Annotated in this window: 21 protein-coding genes; 14 read left to right on the top strand and 7 right to left on the bottom strand. The window is 52.7% G+C overall.

Annotated features, from left to right (window positions below; all coding sequences use genetic code 11):
* Nucleotides 1-91: 91 nt before the first annotated feature.
* Both EDM54_RS14390 and EDM54_RS14385 read right to left on the bottom strand, forming a co-directional pair.
* Nucleotides 92-934, bottom strand: coding sequence for a 1,4-dihydroxy-6-naphtoate synthase (locus EDM54_RS14390; RefSeq protein WP_003391143.1), 843 nt, complete (start codon nucleotides 932-934; stop codon nucleotides 92-94).
* Nucleotides 934-1638 carry a futalosine hydrolase gene (locus EDM54_RS14385; protein WP_003391141.1) on the bottom strand — a complete coding sequence of 235 codons (705 nt, stop codon included), beginning with the start codon at nucleotides 1636-1638 and terminating at the stop codon, nucleotides 934-936. The genes EDM54_RS14390 and EDM54_RS14385 overlap by 1 nt, the downstream gene beginning before the upstream one ends.
* A 598-nt stretch (nucleotides 1639-2236) precedes the next feature.
* Here EDM54_RS14385 and EDM54_RS14380 point away from each other — a divergent pair.
* Nucleotides 2237-3400 (top strand): bis-aminopropyl spermidine synthase family protein, encoded by a 1164-nt coding sequence (locus EDM54_RS14380; RefSeq protein WP_024985426.1) that lies wholly within the window; start codon nucleotides 2237-2239, stop codon nucleotides 3398-3400.
* Between the two features lie 243 nt (nucleotides 3401-3643).
* Here EDM54_RS14380 and EDM54_RS14375 read toward each other — a convergent pair whose 3' ends face one another.
* Nucleotides 3644-4366, bottom strand: coding sequence for a class I SAM-dependent methyltransferase (locus EDM54_RS14375; RefSeq protein ID WP_003391137.1), 723 nt, complete (start codon nucleotides 4364-4366; stop codon nucleotides 3644-3646).
* A 228-nt stretch (nucleotides 4367-4594) separates the two neighbouring features.
* On the opposite strand from EDM54_RS14375, the gene EDM54_RS14370 reads away from it, so the two are divergent.
* Nucleotides 4595-5782, top strand: a complete 1188-nt coding sequence (locus tag EDM54_RS14370) for a glycosyltransferase family 61 protein (RefSeq protein WP_170208412.1) — start codon at nucleotides 4595-4597, stop codon at nucleotides 5780-5782.
* 104 nt (nucleotides 5783-5886) lie between these two features.
* Complete coding sequence (locus EDM54_RS14365; RefSeq protein ID WP_170208411.1) at nucleotides 5887-7323, top strand: glycosyltransferase family 4 protein; 1437 nt, start codon at nucleotides 5887-5889, stop codon at nucleotides 7321-7323.
* A gap of 31 nt (nucleotides 7324-7354) precedes the next feature.
* Here EDM54_RS14365 and EDM54_RS14360 read toward each other — a convergent pair whose 3' ends face one another.
* Nucleotides 7355-9529: a hypothetical protein gene (locus tag EDM54_RS14360; RefSeq protein ID WP_122958386.1), complete on the bottom strand. Its 2175-nt coding sequence runs from the start codon at nucleotides 9527-9529 to the stop codon at nucleotides 7355-7357.
* A gap of 226 nt (nucleotides 9530-9755) precedes the next feature.
* Here EDM54_RS14360 and EDM54_RS14355 point away from each other — a divergent pair, with 226 nt between their 5' ends.
* The 4 genes from EDM54_RS14355 (at nucleotide 9756) to EDM54_RS14340 (ending at nucleotide 12718) form a co-directional block, all read left to right on the top strand.
* Nucleotides 9756-10259 carry a GNAT family N-acetyltransferase gene (locus EDM54_RS14355; RefSeq protein ID WP_122958385.1) on the top strand — a complete coding sequence of 168 codons (504 nt, stop codon included), beginning with the start codon at nucleotides 9756-9758 and terminating at the stop codon, nucleotides 10257-10259.
* 66 nt (nucleotides 10260-10325) lie between these two features.
* Complete coding sequence (locus EDM54_RS14350; RefSeq protein WP_003391126.1) at nucleotides 10326-11333, top strand: helix-turn-helix transcriptional regulator; 1008 nt, start codon at nucleotides 10326-10328, stop codon at nucleotides 11331-11333.
* A 65-nt stretch (nucleotides 11334-11398) separates the two neighbouring features.
* Nucleotides 11399-11662, top strand: coding sequence for a zinc ribbon domain-containing protein (locus EDM54_RS14345; protein ID WP_003391123.1), 264 nt, complete (start codon nucleotides 11399-11401; stop codon nucleotides 11660-11662).
* Between the two features lie 171 nt (nucleotides 11663-11833).
* Nucleotides 11834-12718, top strand: coding sequence for a YitT family protein (locus tag EDM54_RS14340; protein ID WP_003391120.1), 885 nt, complete (start codon nucleotides 11834-11836; stop codon nucleotides 12716-12718).
* Between the two features lie 63 nt (nucleotides 12719-12781).
* On the opposite strand, the gene EDM54_RS14335 is transcribed toward EDM54_RS14340, so the two are convergent.
* Nucleotides 12782-13228, bottom strand: a complete 447-nt coding sequence (locus EDM54_RS14335; RefSeq protein ID WP_003391118.1) for an aminoacyl-tRNA deacylase — start codon at nucleotides 13226-13228, stop codon at nucleotides 12782-12784.
* A gap of 63 nt (nucleotides 13229-13291) precedes the next feature.
* Here EDM54_RS14335 and EDM54_RS14330 point away from each other — a divergent pair, with 63 nt between their 5' ends.
* The 4 genes from EDM54_RS14330 (at nucleotide 13292) to EDM54_RS14310 (ending at nucleotide 16290) form a co-directional block, all read left to right on the top strand.
* Nucleotides 13292-13747: a GNAT family N-acetyltransferase gene (locus tag EDM54_RS14330; RefSeq protein ID WP_003391117.1), complete on the top strand. Its 456-nt coding sequence runs from the start codon at nucleotides 13292-13294 to the stop codon at nucleotides 13745-13747.
* A gap of 178 nt (nucleotides 13748-13925) precedes the next feature.
* On the top strand, nucleotides 13926-14012 hold the full coding sequence (locus tag EDM54_RS14325; protein ID WP_031932133.1) for a YjcZ family sporulation protein: 87 nt from the start codon (nucleotides 13926-13928) through the stop codon (nucleotides 14010-14012).
* A gap of 691 nt (nucleotides 14013-14703) precedes the next feature.
* A complete protein-coding gene (locus EDM54_RS14315) occupies nucleotides 14704-15387 on the top strand; it encodes an ABC transporter permease (RefSeq protein ID WP_122958384.1) in 684 nt (227 codons plus the stop codon).
* A complete protein-coding gene (locus EDM54_RS14310; RefSeq protein WP_003391111.1) occupies nucleotides 15388-16290 on the top strand; it encodes an ABC transporter ATP-binding protein in 903 nt (300 codons plus the stop codon). It begins immediately after the preceding gene.
* 65 nt (nucleotides 16291-16355) lie between these two features.
* Here EDM54_RS14310 and EDM54_RS14305 read toward each other — a convergent pair whose 3' ends face one another.
* Both EDM54_RS14305 and EDM54_RS14300 read right to left on the bottom strand, forming a co-directional pair.
* Nucleotides 16356-17069: an HAD family hydrolase gene (locus EDM54_RS14305; RefSeq protein ID WP_003391109.1), complete on the bottom strand. Its 714-nt coding sequence runs from the start codon at nucleotides 17067-17069 to the stop codon at nucleotides 16356-16358.
* Between the two features lie 94 nt (nucleotides 17070-17163).
* The gene (locus tag EDM54_RS14300) at nucleotides 17164-17586 is read right to left on the bottom strand and encodes an acyl-CoA thioesterase (RefSeq protein WP_003391107.1); all 423 of its coding nucleotides are present in this window, start codon (nucleotides 17584-17586) and stop codon (nucleotides 17164-17166) included.
* Nucleotides 17587-17759: 173 nt separating this feature from the next.
* Here EDM54_RS14300 and EDM54_RS14295 point away from each other — a divergent pair, with 173 nt between their 5' ends.
* The 3 genes from EDM54_RS14295 to EDM54_RS14285 all read left to right on the top strand — a co-directional run bounded on the left by EDM54_RS14295 (nucleotide 17760) and on the right by EDM54_RS14285 (nucleotide 19873).
* A complete protein-coding gene (locus tag EDM54_RS14295; RefSeq protein WP_003391106.1) occupies nucleotides 17760-18215 on the top strand; it encodes a DinB family protein in 456 nt (151 codons plus the stop codon).
* On the top strand, nucleotides 18212-18778 hold the full coding sequence (locus EDM54_RS14290; RefSeq protein ID WP_122958382.1) for a GNAT family N-acetyltransferase: 567 nt from the start codon (nucleotides 18212-18214) through the stop codon (nucleotides 18776-18778). The genes EDM54_RS14295 and EDM54_RS14290 overlap by 4 nt, the downstream gene beginning before the upstream one ends.
* Before the next feature lie 177 nt (nucleotides 18779-18955).
* Nucleotides 18956-19873, top strand: coding sequence for a DMT family transporter (locus EDM54_RS14285; protein ID WP_024985416.1), 918 nt, complete (start codon nucleotides 18956-18958; stop codon nucleotides 19871-19873).
* The last annotated feature ends 30 nt before the right edge of the window (nucleotides 19874-19903 follow it).

The following is a 19903-nucleotide window of genomic DNA, read 5'->3' as shown; positions in this document are numbered from 1 at the left end:
TGCTGGGCACGCTCCATAAAAGAAAGCCCCTGCACTTGTTCGTTTGAACAAATGACAGAGGCTTCAGCCTTCCTTGTTGCATCAATCGCTTTTATACTCGCAGCGCCGCCAGATCGAACTTCGGTACGAGTCCTTCCTCGGCAGCGCGGCCCAACAGCGCCGTCACCGCGGCATAGCCGTCTTCTCCCAAATTTGCCGTGAAGCTGTTCACATACAGATTGATGTGAGCTTTGGCTACCTCAGGGTCCATTTCTTGTGCGTGGCTCATCACGTAGTCTTGAGATGCCTCGGGATGCGCCCAGGCGTACTCGACAGACGCCCGCGTCCACTCCGCCAGCTTGTCCAGGTCGAGCGAACGGCGGGCAATGATCGCACCGAGCGGAATCGGCAGGCCGGTGTCCGACTCCCACCAGCTTCCCATATCAGCGAGCATTGTCAGCCCATACGTCTGATACGTAAAGCGGGCCTCGTGAATCACCAGTCCCGCATCGATCAATCCATCGCGGACGGCGGGCATGATTTCGTGAAACGGCATGACCACGATTTCGCCCACGCCTCCGGGTACATTCTGGGCTGCCCACAAGCGGAACAGCAGATACGCCGTGGAGCGTTCGCTAGGGACAGCCACGCGTTTGCCCGACAGCACGGACGGATCGTTCGTTCCAGCGAGACTGCCTTTCGTCAAAACAAGCGGGCCACAGCCCCGGCCAAGCGCCCCGCCGCATGGCAGAAGAGCATAGTCATCGAGCAGCCACGGAAGAGCCGCATAGGAAACCTTCAGCACTTCCGGCCCCTGTCCGCTTGCCGCAAGTCCGTTGGTAATGTCAATGTCTGCATACATCACATCCAGCTTTGGAGCGCCGGGAACCAGTCCGTGCACCCAGGCGTGAAAAACAAATGTGTCATTAGGGCAAGGAGAAAACGCAATCTTCATCATAGTACCTCCCGAATTACTTTGCATGCGGCTTCGAGCGCCTCAAAGGCCTCTTTCATACGCCATGCCGCCTTGTTTCGCGGACCGACCGCATTGGAGATTGAACGGATTTCCAGGACAGGCAGGCCGCTGTCCTTTGCAGCTATTGCGACGCCGTATCCCTCCATCGCTTCGGCGGCTGCTTCCGGGACTCTGGCCTTCAGCTCAGAGGCGGTAGCCGCTGTGCCCGTTACCGTCGACAACGTCAAGATCGGACCGTGACAGACGGGAAGTCCCGCTGCCCGCAAGGCCTCGGTCAGGCGGGATGCGAGCTTATCTTCGACCTGCACGCGGGCGGAGCCGAAGCCGAGCTCGTCCACGCTGCAAAAGCCATCCGGCGTCTCGGCTCCGAGATCGGCCGCGATAATCTCGGCAGCCACGACCAGAGAGCCTACCTCCGCCTGGCCGACAAATCCGCCGGCGATTCCTGCGCAGATGACCAGGCTGTAACCGGACTCTGCTGTTGCCAGTCTTCTGGCCGTCCTGGCAGCAGCCGCTACGGAACCGACGCCCCCTACCAGGACGTCAAACCGGCTGTCGCCGCCCAGTCCGCGCAAGACCGCTTCTTTTTCAGGCTGAACAGAGACAACCACGAGAATTCTCCCCGCTCCTGCCTCTCGATCGGGTGATGCCCAAGAGTTTTCCGTGTTCTTATCAACATTCATCTGTGTAGCTCCTTCGGGTTGATCCACAGGATCGATAATCGTTCGATATAAAACTCCCATCCTTTACGTTATCTTTATCTCCCTCTTGTGTAAAGGGATCGAGTGCATGGAAATAAGGCCTATTCCTGCCACTGTCTTCTGATGCGAATCCGGGCTTCCGCCGATATGGAAAAAATGGAAGCAGCCTTGCAATTCCATCCGCTTCCAGCTATACTATGAATAACTTTACTGAAATTAAGGGGATGTCTTGATGTCCGCGTTGGTTCTTAACTAATCAAATTTGATAGGGTGTTTTCCTGCTTTCCTTGCAAAAAACCCACATTTTTCGTGGTCTATTTGTGCTGGGAACATGAGGGGATACCCAATTAGTTAAGAACCGGCCATCCCATTCAATATCTTTGTTGACTGCAGACGACCGTGCTCTTATGCGCGGTTTTGTTTGTTTACACGCATGTCCCGGAGGAGCGTTTATTTGTCGTACCCTGCTCCCTGGAATCCGTGTATCGTCAACACATGCCCAAACAGGCAGAAGATGGACGCTGTGTTCATTTTCTGCCTGTTTGTTTTTTGAAAAATAACGATGAAAAGAGTGATCCGATTGAAAAATTATATAGAACTCGCAAGCAAACGCATAACCCTGCAGGAAGGTGTACAGGCGATCGAACAGCTCCTGCTGGAGTCTTTTGTCAATCCCGGCATCTCTACGAAAGAATTGGCTCGCAAGCTCCTGCTGCCTGTTCCCGTGACGGCTGCAATCAAAAAGGAGCTGATCAAATTGGGCGCGCTTCGCCAGGATCGCGGAGTTTGCTGCACCGAAGAAGGGGCAGAATACGTTCGGCAAAAGTGGGGCTTCGACGGTTTGGACATGGATTTGTACCGCAAGCTGCTGGAGGACTGCGATTGGAAGGCCGAGCTCGCCGACATCCTGTCTCGTCTCTACGAATGGTTCCCTGCTCGTCCGCAGGTAAATGTAGAGATTGACCAGTCCAAATGCACGCCGGAGACCAGCTTGAGGCGGGCGATTCTTTGCCTGAAACATCATGCGCTCATCGGCAGCAGGATTCTGTGCGTCGGCGATGATGATCTGGTGAGCGTATCTCTCGGACTGCTGCTCAAGCGTTTGTTCCCGGAAGCGGTCCAGCACAAGGCATGGATCACCGTCGTCGACATCGATGATCGGTTCCTTGCGTTCATCGCGGACATCGCTTGGCGCGAAGGCCTGCCGATCAGCGGTCACCGTGCAGACCTCCGCAAGCCTCTGTCCCAGAAGCAGCTCGGCACATTTGACTGTTTTTTCACCGACCCGCCCTATACGCTGCCAGGCATGAGCCTTTTCGTTTCACGGGGAATCAGTTTGCTCAAGCAAAAGACAGGACTGCCTATCTTCCTGTCCTTCGCCCATAAATCGCCTGGCTTTATGCTCGATATGCAGCGCGAGTTTATCCGGATGGGGCTGATGGTCAGCGAGATCATTCCGCATTTCAATGAATACGAGGGGGCGGAGATGATCGGGAACAGAGGCCAGATGATCGTACTGAAAACGACTGAGCAGACAACTCCCAAAATAAAAGGAGGCTTCGACGATGCGCTGTATACCGGCGAGGTGAAAAGGACGATGCGGACATACCGCTGCAGGGAATGCAATGGAAGCGTGCAGGTCGGCTTTCAGCAGCGCTTTTCTACGATTGAAATGCTAAAAATGCGCGGCTGCCCGCGCTGCCAGCATCATACGTTTGATCTCGTAAACAAGAAAAGCGTTTGACGGATTGCCTGACGAAAGATAAGAAAAGATAGCTCCACCTCTTCCAAGCATGTCTTTGCCGAAGGGGAAAGCTATCTTTTCTCGTTTTTTAGCCCGACTGCGCGGCGTTTTACGCTTACGCTCGCACAGCCGGGCGTTTTCTTTCTAGATGATCAGCTTTCTTTCTGTTCATCAGCGTTCCTTCTGCTTCTGTTCAGATGCCGCCGGGATTTCTCCCTTCTCGATGACGACAGCATGCCGGTTTCACTTTCTCCCGGAAAGCAGCAAGAACAAAGGGATTCTCATCCGCCGCTCATACGTCTCCTGATGAAGAAAGTTTTCCCTGAGCGGCCGGGATTCCCTTAGCTGTTCTACAGTAAAGCCGGCCTTCTGCAGCCCGAGGAAGTAGTCTTCGATCGTACGATGGTACTTGGAAACTGTTCCACCCATCCAGTGCTGCTGCCTCGGTCCGTTGACAAAATACTGATCGACCAGCCAATTCGTCCGTTGCCCTGCTGTCTGCAGCGTAGACGTAATGACGGGGTGTTCGACAGAAAAAAGAAGTCTCCCGCCCGGCTTCAAGGCTTGATGGATACGGCAATAAAGCGAATCGAGATCTTCGATGTAGTGAAGCACCAATCTGGAGAGCACAAGATCAAAGCGGCCTGCAGGAAATGGCCAATCCTCGATGGTGGAATGGACCACCTTTGCGGGATAGCCATGCAAATTTCCTGCTGCCGCTTCGACCATGTTGTGTGATCCTTCCACCCCCAGATAGTCCGCACATCCCGCTTCCAGCAGTTCGATGCCGAACCGGGCGTCGCCACAGCCAAGATCCAAAACCGACAAGCCGCTCACGTCACCCATCATTTCCCGTATCAGCGGTTTTTCCAAAGTATCGTTGGCATTCTCCTGTCCTTCGCGCCGCGCCATATAGTTTTGAAAAATGCAATCGTCGTCAAAAAAATCAGATCCTCGAAAGCCCACGGCAAGCCCCTCCCTTGTCCGCTCCGGTTTTTACCAACCGTGCATATGCCGGGTTGATTCCCAGTCTCTTCTACTTCCACAGCAGACGCCATCTCCCCTTTTCAAGCACCGCGAGACAGCGGCCGCTGGTCAGGAGATGTTTTTTCGGCAGGCTCCATGACTGCGTATGCAGACGCGAATGATTGTACATACACTATCAAGAGTTTTTTTGAAAGGAGGGCCGGTTTCATGAGCCAAATCACCGATGGCCATCCCGCTCCAGACGGTTTCTACCGAACGATGGGGGAATGGGTAGCCTACCATCTGGCGAGAGGCCGATCCATGGACGGGCTGTTTCAGGAATATTACGCCGACCATGAGAGCGACTTCGCGCTGCCCATTGGCCTGGATCAGCCTGCTCCCTGGGAATTTAGAGAAAAACCGTTTACCAGCCACCCCAGCCCCTTTGTAGGGATCATCCCGGACGGACGGCTCTGGGGGACAAAAGGGGCGGTGGTTACGCCGGAAAACAAGCTGGTGTGGGATGTGTCGGTCGAGCATTCGTCAGAGCCTCCGGAGCAGCATTCTGTTTTTCGCCAATCCTCTCTGCCTGCCCCGCAGCATTATGATGAGACCTGGGCAGTACTTACCTACACCGCCAGCGACAGCTATTTTCACTGGATGCTGGACGTGCTGCCCCGGCTTGATTTGATCCGGAAAAGCGGCCTGTCGATCGACAGGTACGTCTTTAACTATATGTCCATCCCGATCCTTCCCTTTCAGGATGAGACGCTGAACATGCTCGGCATTCCAGCCGGAAAAAGGTTCCAACCGCAAGCGGACAGCCATTGTCAGGTAAAGCAAGCAGTCATCCCGTCGCTGATCGGCTATACGTCCCATTATCCCAAATGGGCTGTCGATTTCTTGCGCAAGGAACTGCTGCCCTCTTCCATTGGACAGACAGCGCCGAGCAAGGAAGCGAGCGAGTCTTTCCGTCCAGGTCCATCGGGGGCCCTGAACCACAAGCGTATTTACGTCAGTCGGGCAGATGCATTTCACCGGCGCGTATCCAATGAACAGCAGATTGTCAGCCTGCTTGGGTCTCACGGTTTTGTCACCATTACTCCGAGCGAATACAGCGTGTCCGAACAAATACGTCTGTTTGCCTCCGCCGATGTCATCATTTCCCCTCACGGAGCCAATCTGACCAATATCGTCTTTTGCAAACCGGGGACACTCGTGATCGAGCTGTTTTCACCCGGATATGTGAATCCGATCTACTGGGCATTGAGCAATCACGCACAGCTACGCTATGCCTACCTGATCGGCAGCGGCAGACGATCTCCAGAATCGGTGCACGAGCTGCGGGGGAAGGAAGACTTGACGATCCCGCCGGATTCGCTGCAAAAGCTTTTGAGTTTGCTGGGCGTTGTATGACAGAACAATAAAGCGGGTCTGTAACAAATATGCAAGGAAATTTGCATAAACCGAAAAAGCAGCAAATTTCCGCTGAAGAGTCAAAAAGAAAGCAGGCGATACGTGTGAAAATCCTGTTTGCCACCTATGGCCAAATTCCGCAAGCTGGCAAGCTCCCATCGCCTTTTTCCTTGCTGCAAAAAGAGCTGGAGCAGCGCGGGCATCAAGTCGATGTCCTGGGCCACCATCCTGACATGCAGCGCGTCTATTTGATCTCCCAGACAAGATCGGGTCCATGGACGCTGAATTTGCAAGGCCAATCCGTCCCAAAAGCGCCAATCAAAGAGCGGGTGTACGATGAAGTATTTCGTTACTATCAAAAATATCTGCCCCATGTCCATCCATGGATTCGCTGGAGAGAAATCGAACGGTACACCTTTGAGCTGATCCTGTCCCTCTTTGATCTGGGGAAGTACGATCTGATCCATACCCATGACGCGCTGGCGACAAGGGCTGTTTGGCGGGTAAAGCCTTCTCATGTCCCGCTATTGTATCAGTGCGGCGGACTGCTTCGGCACGATCCGGCGGTGGCGGCGGAAGTCACATCCCCGGACAGTCTGAAAGCGAGGTATGTCGCCTGCGAGGAGTACATGGCTGCCACTTCCTGCGATCAGGCCATCGTTCCCAGCGCATGGCTGAAAAAAGTATGGCAGGAGGAGTTTTTTATACCGGACGGGCATTCAGCCGTGATCCATCGAGGAATGGAATTTACCCCTTTTCTTCAATGGCTCCAATATGAACCGTATCCTCCCGTCGAAAAAAAGAAAGGTGTGCAGATCATTGCCTGCCCGCCCGGACTGGATTTTCAAAGCGGATCTGCTACGCTGCTGGACGCTCTGGCAAGGCTCAAGCAGCAGCGGGACGATTTTTTGTGCTGGATGGTTGGAGACGGTCCGTGGAGAGGGGAGCTTGAAGCGTATTGCAGGGAAAAAGACCTGACTCGGCATGTGCTGCTTCTCGGCGAACGGACAGACTGGCCATCTCTCTTGGCGAAAACGGATATTGTCGTGTGGCCCGCACCTGCTGTCGACTTCCCTCTTCCGCTTATGGAGGCACAGGTCGCTGGAACAGCGATCGTAGCTTGTGACAGCAGCGTGATCCAGGAAATGGTTCGACACGGCGAAACGGGCTTGCTGTTTGAAGCCGGCAACAGTCTGGAGCTTTCAGAGAGGCTTCTGCAGCTTTTGGACACCCCGGAGCTGGCAAGTCATCTGCGAAACAGCTCCAAGACTTACGGGATGAACGAATGGTCGTCTGCCAAGTGGGCCGAGCAGGTCGAGCAGCTCTACCTCCAGATGAAGAGGAAACACCGGGTCGCTGCGCCTGCGGGGGAGAAGAAAAAAAGCCGGGATTCAGTTGCGCAGCTCTTCGCCTTCCGCCTCCGCCACCGCTTGGATGAGGGCGGATGGAATGAGTTTGCACACCGTCTCCCGGCTTCCTATCTCGTTCCTGATTTTGACTTTTTGCGCGTCTTGACCGAAACCAATCAGTTTGACGAGTGACTGGCGCCTTTGTCGGAAGCGCCTTGCCTTCTCATCTGTTCACAGCAGGTGTTGTTTTGGCCGTGGCTGTCGTGCTAGCCGGAGTTGTCGTACCGGCCGCTTTTGGCATGCTGGCCGCAGCACTTCTCGCAATCACGGCGTGGGCATGAGGCTCCAGGTCAAACCAGAAGATCAGGTCTCCCTGGTCCTTCTTTTGCGGAGGCTTTTTCCCGTTTACGTACACCTCCGCACCTCTTACAGCCATCGAAAGCCCGGATATTTTCGCGGGTCCGTCATTGTAAACCCGCACCGTACCGTTTGCATCGTACTCCATCCGCACCTGCTCCAGCGCCAGCCAGTACTTCATCAAATCCCGCACGGTAGTGAGATAGAGCTTTTGCTGATCGCGGAGAGAAGCCATCTTTTTCAGCAATTGATCAAAGCTTGGCTGGATGACCAGCGCTCCTTTTTGATCCCGTTTCAAAATTTTCCCCGCGGCCTTGCCTTGCGGGATTCTGGCGATATAGGCATGGCTGATAAAAACACCGCGATCATTGATTAATTGAAGCAAATTTTGTTCATTGTACCTATACATCGTATTTTCGGGAACGATCGCTGCCGCCCATGAGTAAAACGGGCCTGTCACTGTCGGATGGGCCCAATACAGGGGCGTTCTTCTGCTGTCTCCATTTCTCGTTTGCAACAGGTCAAATGCCTGGTTGACGTTGGTCACGTCCTCCGAGCTGTAGTGCCAGAAATACCGGGTGTCGTACTTTTGCCACAAATCGGCGATATAATAGGGAGTTTTGATGTCCAAGCCTTGAAAGCCAAAGCTGTATTTTACGTAGCCATGATCAATCCAGGTCACGCTATGAAACTCATTTTTCATAAAAGCCAGGATGTTCTCCGCCACATCCCTATACAAGTGCAAATCGAACGGATAAGCCGTGTGCAGCCCGATTTCTATTCCGCGCTTGTGCAAATCCTTCAAGAACTGCAGGAATTCCTGGTTCTCATGGAGCGCTACATTCATCGGCTGCTGCAGACGGTAATACGGGTTCGAATAAAAGACGCTTTTGGTCACAGGTATCTTGTATTTGACAAAACCACCCACTGCTTTATCCGGGCTCGCAATCTTCTCCGAGCCGTAGTAAGCCGCCCTGTTGCTTGCCAGCGACTGTTCATCCGCATGCTCCGTCCAGACGTGCGTCGCGAGAAACCCATGAGGCTGGTTCATCAGCCGAGGCATCAGTGACGGTTGAAAACCGACTATGAGCGAAAATGTATTGATCCGCTGTTCCTGTGGCTTGTATTCGGAGGCGTGTCTCACCTTCCCGACCTGCTTGCCTACGGTCTCCTCTACGTATCGGTGATCTCCCATATGATCCAGATTGACGACCAGCTGATTTTGGACCGTGTTCAACTCCAGCGACGATACGTGCGGGGTGTGGTACAGAAAAGCCGACTGCTTGCCTTGCCCGAACCGGACGCCTTCCCGGTCCAGCCAGTATTGCTTTTGAAAAGAATGCGTATCTACCTTCCTGTTTTTCCGATAGACCTCTGACACCTTTGGCGCGAAGCTGAGTGTCAGCGCCTCGCGAAAAACCTTGATTTGACGCTTGTATGTAGTCTTCACTTCCACATCGACGACCGGGCTGTTTTGGCGCAGCAGGTAATTCGTTTCTACCTGGGCAGCCGGAGTATCTCCGATCACCTTGACGAGCAGGCCGTCGGGCTTTTGCTCGGTCAGCACCGCTGTCTTCTGATACTGGCGGACAATCGTATGCTCCCGCCGGATAAACATATTGGTATCTATCGGTTTTGACACCGGCGGCGAAAAGGCGAGTTCATTTCCCTGTACGCTTGTTACCTTGGCCTGATGAACGAGCGGCGCATTCAGCCTGCCCGCGAACGATTCCGAGCGAATTTGTATCATGCTTCCCACCGGAATGGCTGGCGGCGCGTCCAGTTTGATTTTGCTGGTCCCAGCGGGAAGCTGCGGAACGAGCAGATTGTAAATGTCCCCGTACTCAGCCACATACTGGACTGAACGAAGAATCTCCTTGCCTCCAGCGTCCGTAATCCTGAGTTGTCCCTTTGCGTCCCACGCAGCTTTGTAATACGGATTTTGAAAAGATGTCTGCCCCTCGCTGGAATGTGTCGTGAATGGACTGAACGCAAACAAAAGCACACATACCAGCCATGCTGTCATTACCTTCCGAATCATTGTTGTACCCTTTCTCCTTTTCTATGGTCTTGCTCCGCTCCATCCTCTCGTCGTTTGGCTAAAATGGCAAACCGGATTTCAAAGCCAAGGTAAGCTTATGCCGCGGGTTCTGTCCACTTTCTCTTTTAAAGCAGATGTTTCCACTAATTTTTGGAAGTTTCTTGCAGAACTTACGAAAATGTCCCTATAATACCAAAAGAATGATAACGTATATCGGGGGTACCTTGTGAAATTTACATTAAAAAAAGCCGCTCTGGAAGAAAAATCAATTATAAGCAATTTGCTTGAACTGTACAATCACGACTTTAGTGAATATATGGACTTGGATGTGGACGAACAGGGCCGATACGGATATCCTTATTTGGACAACTATTGGACGGAACCGGATCGCTTTCCGTTTCTCATCCAGGCCGAGGGCAAATGGGCCGGGTTTGTGCTTGTGAGAAAAATCGCAGACGAGAATCACTTGGGCAGCAGTTATTTTTCCATTGCAGAATTTTTCATTATGCGGAAATATCGCAGGTCCGGGATTGGCAAAGCCATTGCTCACCAGGTATTTCGCATGTTCCCCGGCCACTGGGAGGTTGTTCAGTTGGCTTCCAACGTGCCTGCCCAACTATTCTGGAGGAAAACGATAAGTGAGTATACCAATGGCAACTTTCAGGATTGGGAAGAGCCCGGAAAAGTGTATCAATCCTTCGTTTCACTGGAAAAAGCGGATCGCTCGTAAACGGTTTCACCTGTCAGCCATGCAACAGGTATCGGGTCCGCAATCTGTAGAAAGGGGGCCTGAACGATGAAACTGGACAGACTTCTTGCCATCACGATGATCCTCATCCAGAGGAGGCGTATACCTGCCAAAGAGCTTGCCGACATGTTTGAGGTATCTGTCCGAACGATTTACCGGGATATCGAAGCGATCAATCAGGCAGGCATCCCGATTGTCAGCTATCAGGGAGCCAATGGCGGCATCGGCATTATGGAAAACTACCGGCTCAACCAGCACATTTTGACCCAGGAGGAGCTGGCCTCAGTCACGATGGCTCTGAAAAGCGTTGCCTCGACCTACCGGGATGCACGGGCTGAGGTAGTACTCGGGAAGATTCGCGGCATAGTGGAAAGCACACAGTCCGAGGCGTTCAAGATGATGTCCGAGCAGATCTATATCGATTACAGCCCATGGGGAGGAGATGCTCCGCAAAAAGAAAAGATCACGCGGATCAAGCACGCAATCCAGACATCCAGCCTGCTCTCCTTTACCTATCACAACGTCTCCGGGACGATTTCCGAGCGAATCGTGGAGCCGCACACTCTCGTTTTAAAAGGACGCCAATGGTACCTTTACGCTTACTGTACAAACAAGTGCGAATTCCGTCTATTCAGGCTGTCACGGCTGAAGGAGCCCGTTCTGCTGGAAGACGCCTTTCAACGCAGACCGATCAATCTGGAGGAGCTGCCATGGGACAATGAATGGAGAAAACCGGGGCAAACCGTCCAGCTCGTCCTCCGGTTCGTTCCCCAGATCCGTTCCATCGTGGAAGAAATGTTTGGCGTCGATCACATCCGTATCGACGAACAAGGGTATTGCTGGGTCTCTGAAGCTTATCCCCTCGACGACTGGCTGTACGGGTTTGTCCTCAGCTTTGGTCCCAGGGTAGAAGTCGTAGAGCCGCTCTTTTTTCGGGAAAACATTCAGAAGCTGGCTCACGAGATCGGGAGCGTCTATTCGGGCAGTTCGTCACCGACATGTTCTTCCATCTCGGCAGAACAAAAAGCTGGAGGAAAAAAACGCGACGAAACATGACAGACAGTTGTCAGGTTTGCTTCATTATCATGGAGACATCCCCAATAAAAGGAGGCAGTTGTTCAATGACGAAAACCTTTTGCCAAAGCTGCAGTATGCCCATGGTGGATGCCCACATCCTCGGAACCGAAAAAGACGGCTCCAAAAACAGCGAGTATTGCCTCTACTGCTACGAAGAAGGAGCCTTCAAGCAGCCTGACATCACGATGGAGCAAATGATCGAGATTTGTGTTCCCTTTTTAAAGGAAGAAGGCATGGAAGAAAATGCGGCCCGCGCGATGCTGCAAAAACATCTTCCCGAGCTTGCCAGGTGGAAAACAGTCAGCTAATCCGGGTTTGGTAAAGCCAAGCTTGCAGGCAGGATATCCTCTTCTCAGGCGGAGGGTATACTGCCTGCAACAGTTTGAACATTCCGAACTTTACATGCAGCTAAAATGTTGCCTACAATAAATGGTATAATAAAGCGAAGAGAAAATCTGGACATCCGGGAGGAGTTGCCTTTGGAAGGTGTGCAAGGAAAGTCATCGCATCATCAAAAACTGTCTGTTGCCAAACTTATCAAGCGAATACTCTTTATCCTGATCGGATCCGCCTTATTTTCTGTTGGGCTGGAAATTTTTTTGGTCCCCAATCATATTATTGATGGCGGAATAGTCGGTATCTCCATTATTATCGCGCATCTGTCGGGACTGCCGTTGGGGATGTTTTTATTTCTGTTGAACCTGCCTTTTCTCGTAATTGGCTACAAACAGATCGGAAAAACCTTTGCGATTTCCACACTGCTCGGAGTCAGCACGATGTCGATTGTGAGCTCCCTGCTTCACGATGTGAAAGGAGTCACCGAAGATCCCCTGTTGGCTGCTGTCTTTGGCGGAATCATCCTGGGCATTGGTGTGGGGCTGGTGATTCGTTACGGCGGGTCTTTGGACGGAACAGAGATTGTGGCTATCTTGATCAACAAAAAGACTCCGTTCTCTGTCGGTGAAATTGTGATGTTTTTTAACCTGTTCATCCTGGGTAGCGCAGGACTCGTATTTGGCGTCGATCGCGCCATGTACTCCCTGATGGCTTATTACATCGCATTTAAAATGATCGACTTGACAATCGAAGGATTTCAAGGGTCGAAATCAGTCTGGATCATCAGCGACAACCACAAAGATATCGGTGACGCCATCGTCGCCCGCCTGGGCCGCAGCGTTACCTATTTGAAGGGCGAAGGCGGTTATTCCGGGGATGATAAAAATGTGGTGTTCTGCATTATTACCCGTCTGGAAGAAGCCAAGCTCAAGTTGATCGTTGAAGAAGTCGATCCATCGGCATTTTTGGCAGTTGGCAATATTCACGATGTACGGGGCGGACAGTTTAAAAAACGTGACATTCACTAAATGGCATAGTGTGAATGCAAAAAACGCGGAGGCAGTTCAAAGCTGCTTTCGCGTTTTTTCGTTTTATGCAAGCCTTGCAATTACATTGCTCCCCTTTTCAAGAGCTTGTGGAGTCAGCTTTAGTGTCCACGTTGGGTGCCCTGATCCCCCATATACTTCAGGGTAGTTGAACAGTTCTTCATCCAGAATGACCGGCAAACCGTGCCCGATGAGCGGAATACTGCCTGGCTCGTACCCGGTCAATCCCTTTACCTCATCCATCCGGGTCATTCTTATGCTTTGGTAGCCAAGTTGAGCGGCGAGGGACTGGAAACTTATGCGCCCACGCTTGCCCGACAAAATCAGGGCGACATGTGAATCATCAGCTATTGCGATCAATACCGGTGCAGTCTGCCCCATGTCAATGCCGAAAAGAGCTGCTCCCTCCTTGGCCGAACGAACCGGACGCTCGTGTTCAATCAGCTCATACTCCAATCCCAGCTCTTCGAGGATCGCTTTCACACGTTCCATCTTACACCTCACTATGGGAAATATTGTATACTTTCTGTATAGATGAAAATTGGAGGTCCTGCCATGATTATTCGTTCTCCCCGCCCGGAAGAAACACCTGCACTCAGCGACCTGGCATTTCGCTCAAAAGGATATTGGGGCTACGATGACGATTTTATGGAGGCATGTCGGCAGGAGTTGACGATTACCCCTGCGTTTCTTCAGACCTCCCATGTGTTTCTGGCCGAGGAGGCTGGAAACATTCTGGGATTTTACCGTTTATCCGTAGACGAAACCGGGGCAGAGCTTAGCGATCTGTTCGTAGACCCTGCTGCCATCGGCAAGCGGGTCGGAAAAGCGTTGTGGAACCACTTGATGGATACCGCCCGCTCCCTCAGCATTGACCATTTTCTCATCCACAGCGATCCGTACGCAGAAGGTTTTTATGAAAAGATGGGAGCTGTTCGGATTGGCGACATCCCTTCCACTGTTTTTCCGGACCGTCGACTCCCCTTGATGAAAAAACAAGTCGCCCCCTGACGCCTGCTGCTTTCGCCACATGAGACACGGCAACCAACATGCCCGTGTCTTTTTTGTTCCTACCAGTTTTGAAAGGCGCTTTTGAAATTCCACTCTGCTTTTGTCCTCTTTTCAGGCACCCGCTCAAGCAAAAATAATCTGCGGACATATAGTGTTACTGTTGAAAGGGGGGAGGAGAATGGGGCTCTTTAACGGATCTGACGACTTTACTCTCATCCTGGTACTGTTCATCTTGCTGGTCATCGTAGGCTGCGATTGTGATTGATGATGACCTTTGGAGCAGAAAGTGTGTGCAAAGGGAGAATGAACAGGCTTTCTCTCTTTGCATTTTTTCATTTGCGAATCGAGGTGAAAAGAAGATTTGGCTAGACGAACAAACCAAAAAAGCGACTCATTTTCACCGGAATTTATGGATTGGCTAAAGGGAAAGAAGGTTTCAAGGAGAAGGCTGCAAAGAAATCCCGAACTGTTCGATCAGTATTATCAAGAGTGGTCGAAAACGCAGCGGAAAAATAGGCCGCGAAGACGGTCGCTGTTTCAGCTTCCGAACCTAAACATTGATCTTGGAACCATTCTCAATGGCATGCAAATGGCAACCGAGGTCATGAGAACATTCCAAGGGACAAAACTGCTCAATCATTCGTCCAGAAGCGATGATTAGGCGGGAAAATACGGAGCAGCCATTACCGGCTCATGGAAAACAGGCCATGGCGATGGAAGCTCTGCATCGCTTCACTTTTCGGAACGCAGGTCTCATGGGATCTGCGTCCTTTACGTTTACTGGGCAACTACGGTCACTGCTTGCTTTTTTCACAACACGCTGCAATTTTTCCACACCGCCCTCCCTGTCATCCTTCCACGGCTGCTGACACCGAGCGTTAAGGAAATGGTAAGGCAGACATTCGGTGCTGATAAGGTTGCTCCTTTACACTGACGGTGAAAGGAGAGTGGAAACCATGTGGGCTATCTGCATTCACGAATTTATCCGACTGTTTCGAAGCGTCAAATCCCTGATCACCATCGCTTTTATTGCCGGCGTATCGTACTGGGTGTCCGATCTGGTCAACCAGGCCGCCGGCTTCATCTCCCAACATGAGCTGACAGAGGGCCATGCGCTCGGCGTTTTTGCCTTGGTCATGCTGTTTGGCCCTTTGTTTGTCTTTGGATTATCGCATGACATGATCAACCGGGAAGTATCCAGTCGGACCGTCCGTTTTTTAGTCACCCGCACTTCCCGCTTCCGCATTGTGCTGGGCAAATGTTTCGGCGTTCTGCTTTTCTGGCTGTGCTGCATGCTGGTCACCTTTGGAACAGTCTTGGCCTCTGTCCATACTTTTGATGTGAAGACCTTCCTGGAGTGCATGTCCATGCTGGTGTACAGCGTTTCGTTGTGCCTGTTGCTTTCTGTGCTGATCGCCCGTCCCAGCTACACCATGTTCGGGGGGATCATTCTCGGTTTATTCCTCCCGATTCTCGGCATCTGGACGCTTGCCTCCAGCCAGCCAGCCGCCAAGTGGATCGGCTATTTGCTGCCTTATGCGTATTTGGAAAAAGGCGAAGCGTACATCGGCGTGATCTGGCTCTATGCGCTTCTCTTTCTCGCCACCTCTGCCTTGCTGTTTCAAAGGAGGGATTTTTAAATGCCGCTTATAGAGACTGTCCAGTTAACCAAGCGATTCGGGGAACGAACGATTGTCAATTCCGTGTCGCTCACCGTACAGCAAAATGAAATTTTCGGCTTTCTAGGAAAAAACGGAGCCGGAAAATCCACCTTTATCAACATGCTGACCGGTATTGTCCGTCCCTCTTCGGGGACCATTCGCCTGTTTGACGGAGACGGAAACACCGCGGAGTGGAAACGCAGGATCGGTGTACTGCCGGATTACTCCACCTTTTATGATTCACTGACGGCCAGAGATCATCTGTTGTACCTGAGCCGTGTGAAAGGAATACGCGTCACGAAGAAGGAGTGCGACCGCATCCTGGAAGAAGTGGGATTGGCCGAGCATGCCGGGAAGAGGGCCAAGGCGTTTTCCTTCGGTATGAAAAAGAAGCTCGGCATTGCGCAAGCGCTCCTAGGTGACCCGGAGCTGCTGTTTTTAGACGAGCCTACCTCTGGAGTGGATGTGGAGTCCTCGCTTCAAATCCAGCAGTTGCTGCTGCGTTTGCAAAAAGAAGGACGGACGATCTTCATGACCTCGCACAATCTGCATGAGATCGAAAAAATCTGCACCCGCATCGCGATCATGAAAGCAGGCACGATTGCTGCAGCGGGCAGTCTTTCCGAGCTGCAGGCCAAGCATCGCAGTTGGCGTACCGTTACTGTGCGCCATGCAGCGTTGGCCGACAAGCCGTATGAACTGGTTTCGTTTGTGGAAGGACTGGGCAAACACCTCGAATGGCGGGAGGAGGCTCTTTCCCTTGAGGTCGATGACAAACGAAAGGTGGCCGCGCTGATTCGCGCTTTCGTCCATGCGGGAGTCGATATTTACCACGTCTGCGGGGACGAGCCTTCGCTCGAGCGGATCTTCCTGGAGGAGTAGCTTCTTGGATGGAGTAGCTTCCTAGAGGAGTAGCCAGGGGGCACTGCCCCCTTTTTCGTGACATTTCAGGTGAGGATGTCCGCCAACTGTTCCAACCGCTCCACGACAGCGAGCGGCACGTGGCCGGTAGCCGGCTGAAGCTTGCCCGGATTGATCCAGACTGCGTCCATCCCTGCCTCAATCGCTCCGGCGACGTCAGCTTCCCAGTTGTCTCCGACAAACAGCGTCTCTTCCGGTTTGGCGTCGAAAAGCCGCAATGCCGCTGAAAAAATCCGCCAATCCGGTTTGTGATAGCCGACGACTTCAGAGATGACGATCGTTTCTTTCGGAAAGAGCCTGGACAGGCCGAGCCGCTCCAGCTTGGTATAGGCCATATCCTCCGGTCCGTTTGTCACGATGCCGAGCCGGCAACGTTCGGCAAGCTTGCTCAAGCATTCCTCCACAACCGGAACTGGCGCGATCACCTCAAAGCAAGCCGACATAAACATATTCTGAAAATCATCCATCTCCTCCGGCTTCGCAGCACGTCCAAAGTCGGCAGTGGCCTTCTCCATCCGTTGGTGGCGATACTCCCGCAGCGAAATCCGGTTCTCTGTGAAATCCGGCCACAGCTCGTCGCTGTATGTTTTCAGCTTGCAGTAAAAGTCGTCTTCATTCAGACCCGCAGTCAAAGGATGGCGGCGGATGGTCAGGCGCATCCCCGCCTCCCAGCTCTGCGAATAGTCAAACAGCGTATCGTCGAGGTCAAACAGGATCAGCTTGTATTCTTTTTTGCTCACAGAAATACGGCCCCCTTGCTTCCAGGTTTGCTTCTTTCATTCTACCATTTCGCCCGCACCGGATCGCCGTTTCCTTTTTCCTCCCAGAAAGCTTCTATCTCTCCTGCTCACCCTCCGCAGCCTTTGCCAATTCGCCCAGCCAATCTTCCGGCAACGCTACCGAGCGGCGCGTCTTCGCATCGATCATCACCATCGTCACATCGGCATCGGCTGCAAGCTCCCCCTTCTCCTTGTACAGCTCGTGCCGGATGACATAGCTTTTCTCGCCGATCCCCAGCACCCGCGTCCGCACCTGCACCTGCTCAAGCATGCGAAGCTCCCTGCGGTAGTTGATATTGATGTTCACCACTACCGGCATCAGTCCTCTTCGCTGCAGCTCGTCTAGTGTAAACCCCCTTTGGCAAATCCAGTCAAAGCGGGCCCACTCCATATATTCCAAGTACTTGGCGTTGTTTACGTGCCCGATAAAATCAATATCGGTAGAACGGACAACCAGATCAAACAAGTGCTCCTGCATACTCATCGCTCCCTTCTTTTCCCCTAGTATACCGAAACAAAACAACTGAGTGAACATTCACTCGGAATGTATTTCGGAATATTCCGAAGGATGCGGCTGTATTTTGTTTCAGTCTTCACTATAATAGAGCTAACACAAACGCTTACAGTACGGACACGGAAGGGAAGATGCCGATGTTTGAACAAATGCTGCTGCCTGCACTGCAGATGGCGCGCTCCCGCTACCAGGATGCTCTCGCCAATCTCACCGAGGGCGAGCTGGTCTGGAAGCTGGCTGACGGCTCCAATTCTGTCGGGTTCCTGATCCGGCACATCGCAGAAGTCGAGTATCGTTTTTGCCTGATGTTTTTTGGCCGCCCGCTGCCAAATACGGTAACCTTGGACACGATTGGACCGGTAAAGGATGAGGGTCAATTTACCGACCTTTCCGCTCTGCTTGCATTCCGCGAACAGTCGTATGCATACTTGCTGGAATCACTTCGTCAACTGCCCAGCGAAGCCTGGGACCACCCTGTGGAAGCTCCGATCGGAACATTATCCCCCCGGCAAGCGTTGGGCCGGCTGATCTACCATACAGGGTATCACGCGGGCCAGATCGGGCTGATCCGCAAATACGGAGGCAAACGGTGAGTCTTTTGCTTCAAGGAAAACATGTATGGCTTCGGGAGATGACCCCGGATGACCTGGGTGCTGTGCTGGAAGTGTACAACAGTCACCCCGCCTACAATCTTTGGCGAAACGGAACTGCCGCGCTTAGCCTGGCAGAGCTTGAGCAGGAGTACAAGGCGATGCTGGATATTCCTTCCGGCCATTGGATGATCGTAAAGACTGTAGAGACTGCTCAGACCGCAGAAACTGCACAGACCGCTCACGCCGCCAAGCCGGAACCGAAGATTATCGGGGTTGTTCACTTCTCCACAGCTCATCCTTCCCCGGGAAAAGGGTGGATTGGCCTGTTTCTCATTCACCGGGATTGCCAAGGCCAAGGCTTTGGTCGCGAGGCTTGCTCGCTTTTGGAGCAATACTGTGCAGAGCAAGGGTGCTCACAGCTCCATCTCGGCGTAATTGCCGAGGACGAGCAGACTCTCCGTTTTTGGGGAAAGCTCGGCTTTGAACAGTATCGCCAGGTCACGGCTCCCGTCGGACGCTTGACCCAGCCTGTCCTGCTCCTGGCCAAGCAAATTACGGATTGACCGCGTTCCCCAGCACAGCTTTGTCCTTTAAAGGAGGTGAAACCATGCTCGCACGTCCGCGTTTTGAATGTGATGTACCCGTCGTTCTCCTCACCTAGTCGGAGAGGGAATGTGTGAAATCGTCCCCCCGGCTACGGAAAAGAAACAGTACCATTTTTCCGGGAGGGGCACGTTGATATGAATGCGATGTGGAAACAGCAGTTGTTTGGAGCACTTTGCCTGACTTTGGCAGCAGCCATTTGGGGCGGCGTCTATGTGGTAAGCAAGGTAGTGCTGGAAGAAATTCCGCCATTTACGCTCTTGATTATCCGTTTTGCCATTGCTTCCGTCGTGTTGGGGGTATTTGTAGTGGCACGGCGCGAGTTCATCGCCAAACAGGATTTTCCCATGATTATGGCGATCGCGTTTGTCGGAGTGACAATTTCGATTGGCGCGCAGTTTTTGGGGACCAAGCTTTCGACGGCGCACATGGGAGCGCTGATTACCGCCGCTTCCCCGGCCTTCATCGCGCTGTTTGCCGTCTGGCTGCTCAAGGAGCGCATCCACAAGCTGCAGCTCGCAGGCATCCTGCTGGCTACGATCGGCGTCCTGATTGTGATCGGCATTCCCGACGAGGCGGATGCCCAGTCTTCCCTGCTCGGCAACCTCATTCTTCTGGTCGCCGCGGTGAGCTGGGGGCTGTATACGGTCATGAGCAAAAAGGCGACTTTGCGCTACTCCTCTTTGGCGGTAACGACGTATGTCGCTCTGTTTGGTCTCATCTTTACCTGTCCGGTCATGGTGTGGGAGTTGTCCGTCACAGCGGTATCCTGGGATTTCAGCTGGAAAATCTGGGCCGGTGTCCTGTACATCGGGATTATCTCTACAGCAGGCGCCTTTTACCTGTGGAATAAAGGCTTTGAACTGCTCCAGGCGGGCAGCGGAGCCGGATTTTTCTTCGTTCAGCCGATCGTCGGCGCTGCACTGGGCTGGCTTCTTCTTGGGGAGCATCTCGGCATTGGATTTTTCGCCGGCGCAATCTTTATCTTTTTGGGCGTCGCGCTTTCCAATCTCCAACAATCTGCTGCCAAGCAAAAAGCAGGCACACCCGATTAGGGTGTGCCGCAGGCTGTCGAGAAAGTCGAC

Origin of the sequence: Brevibacillus borstelensis (assembly GCF_003710865.1) — a bacterium.
Classification (GTDB): domain Bacteria; phylum Bacillota; class Bacilli; order Brevibacillales; family Brevibacillaceae; genus Brevibacillus; species Brevibacillus borstelensis.
This window is presented reverse-complemented; position numbering and strand designations above follow the sequence as displayed.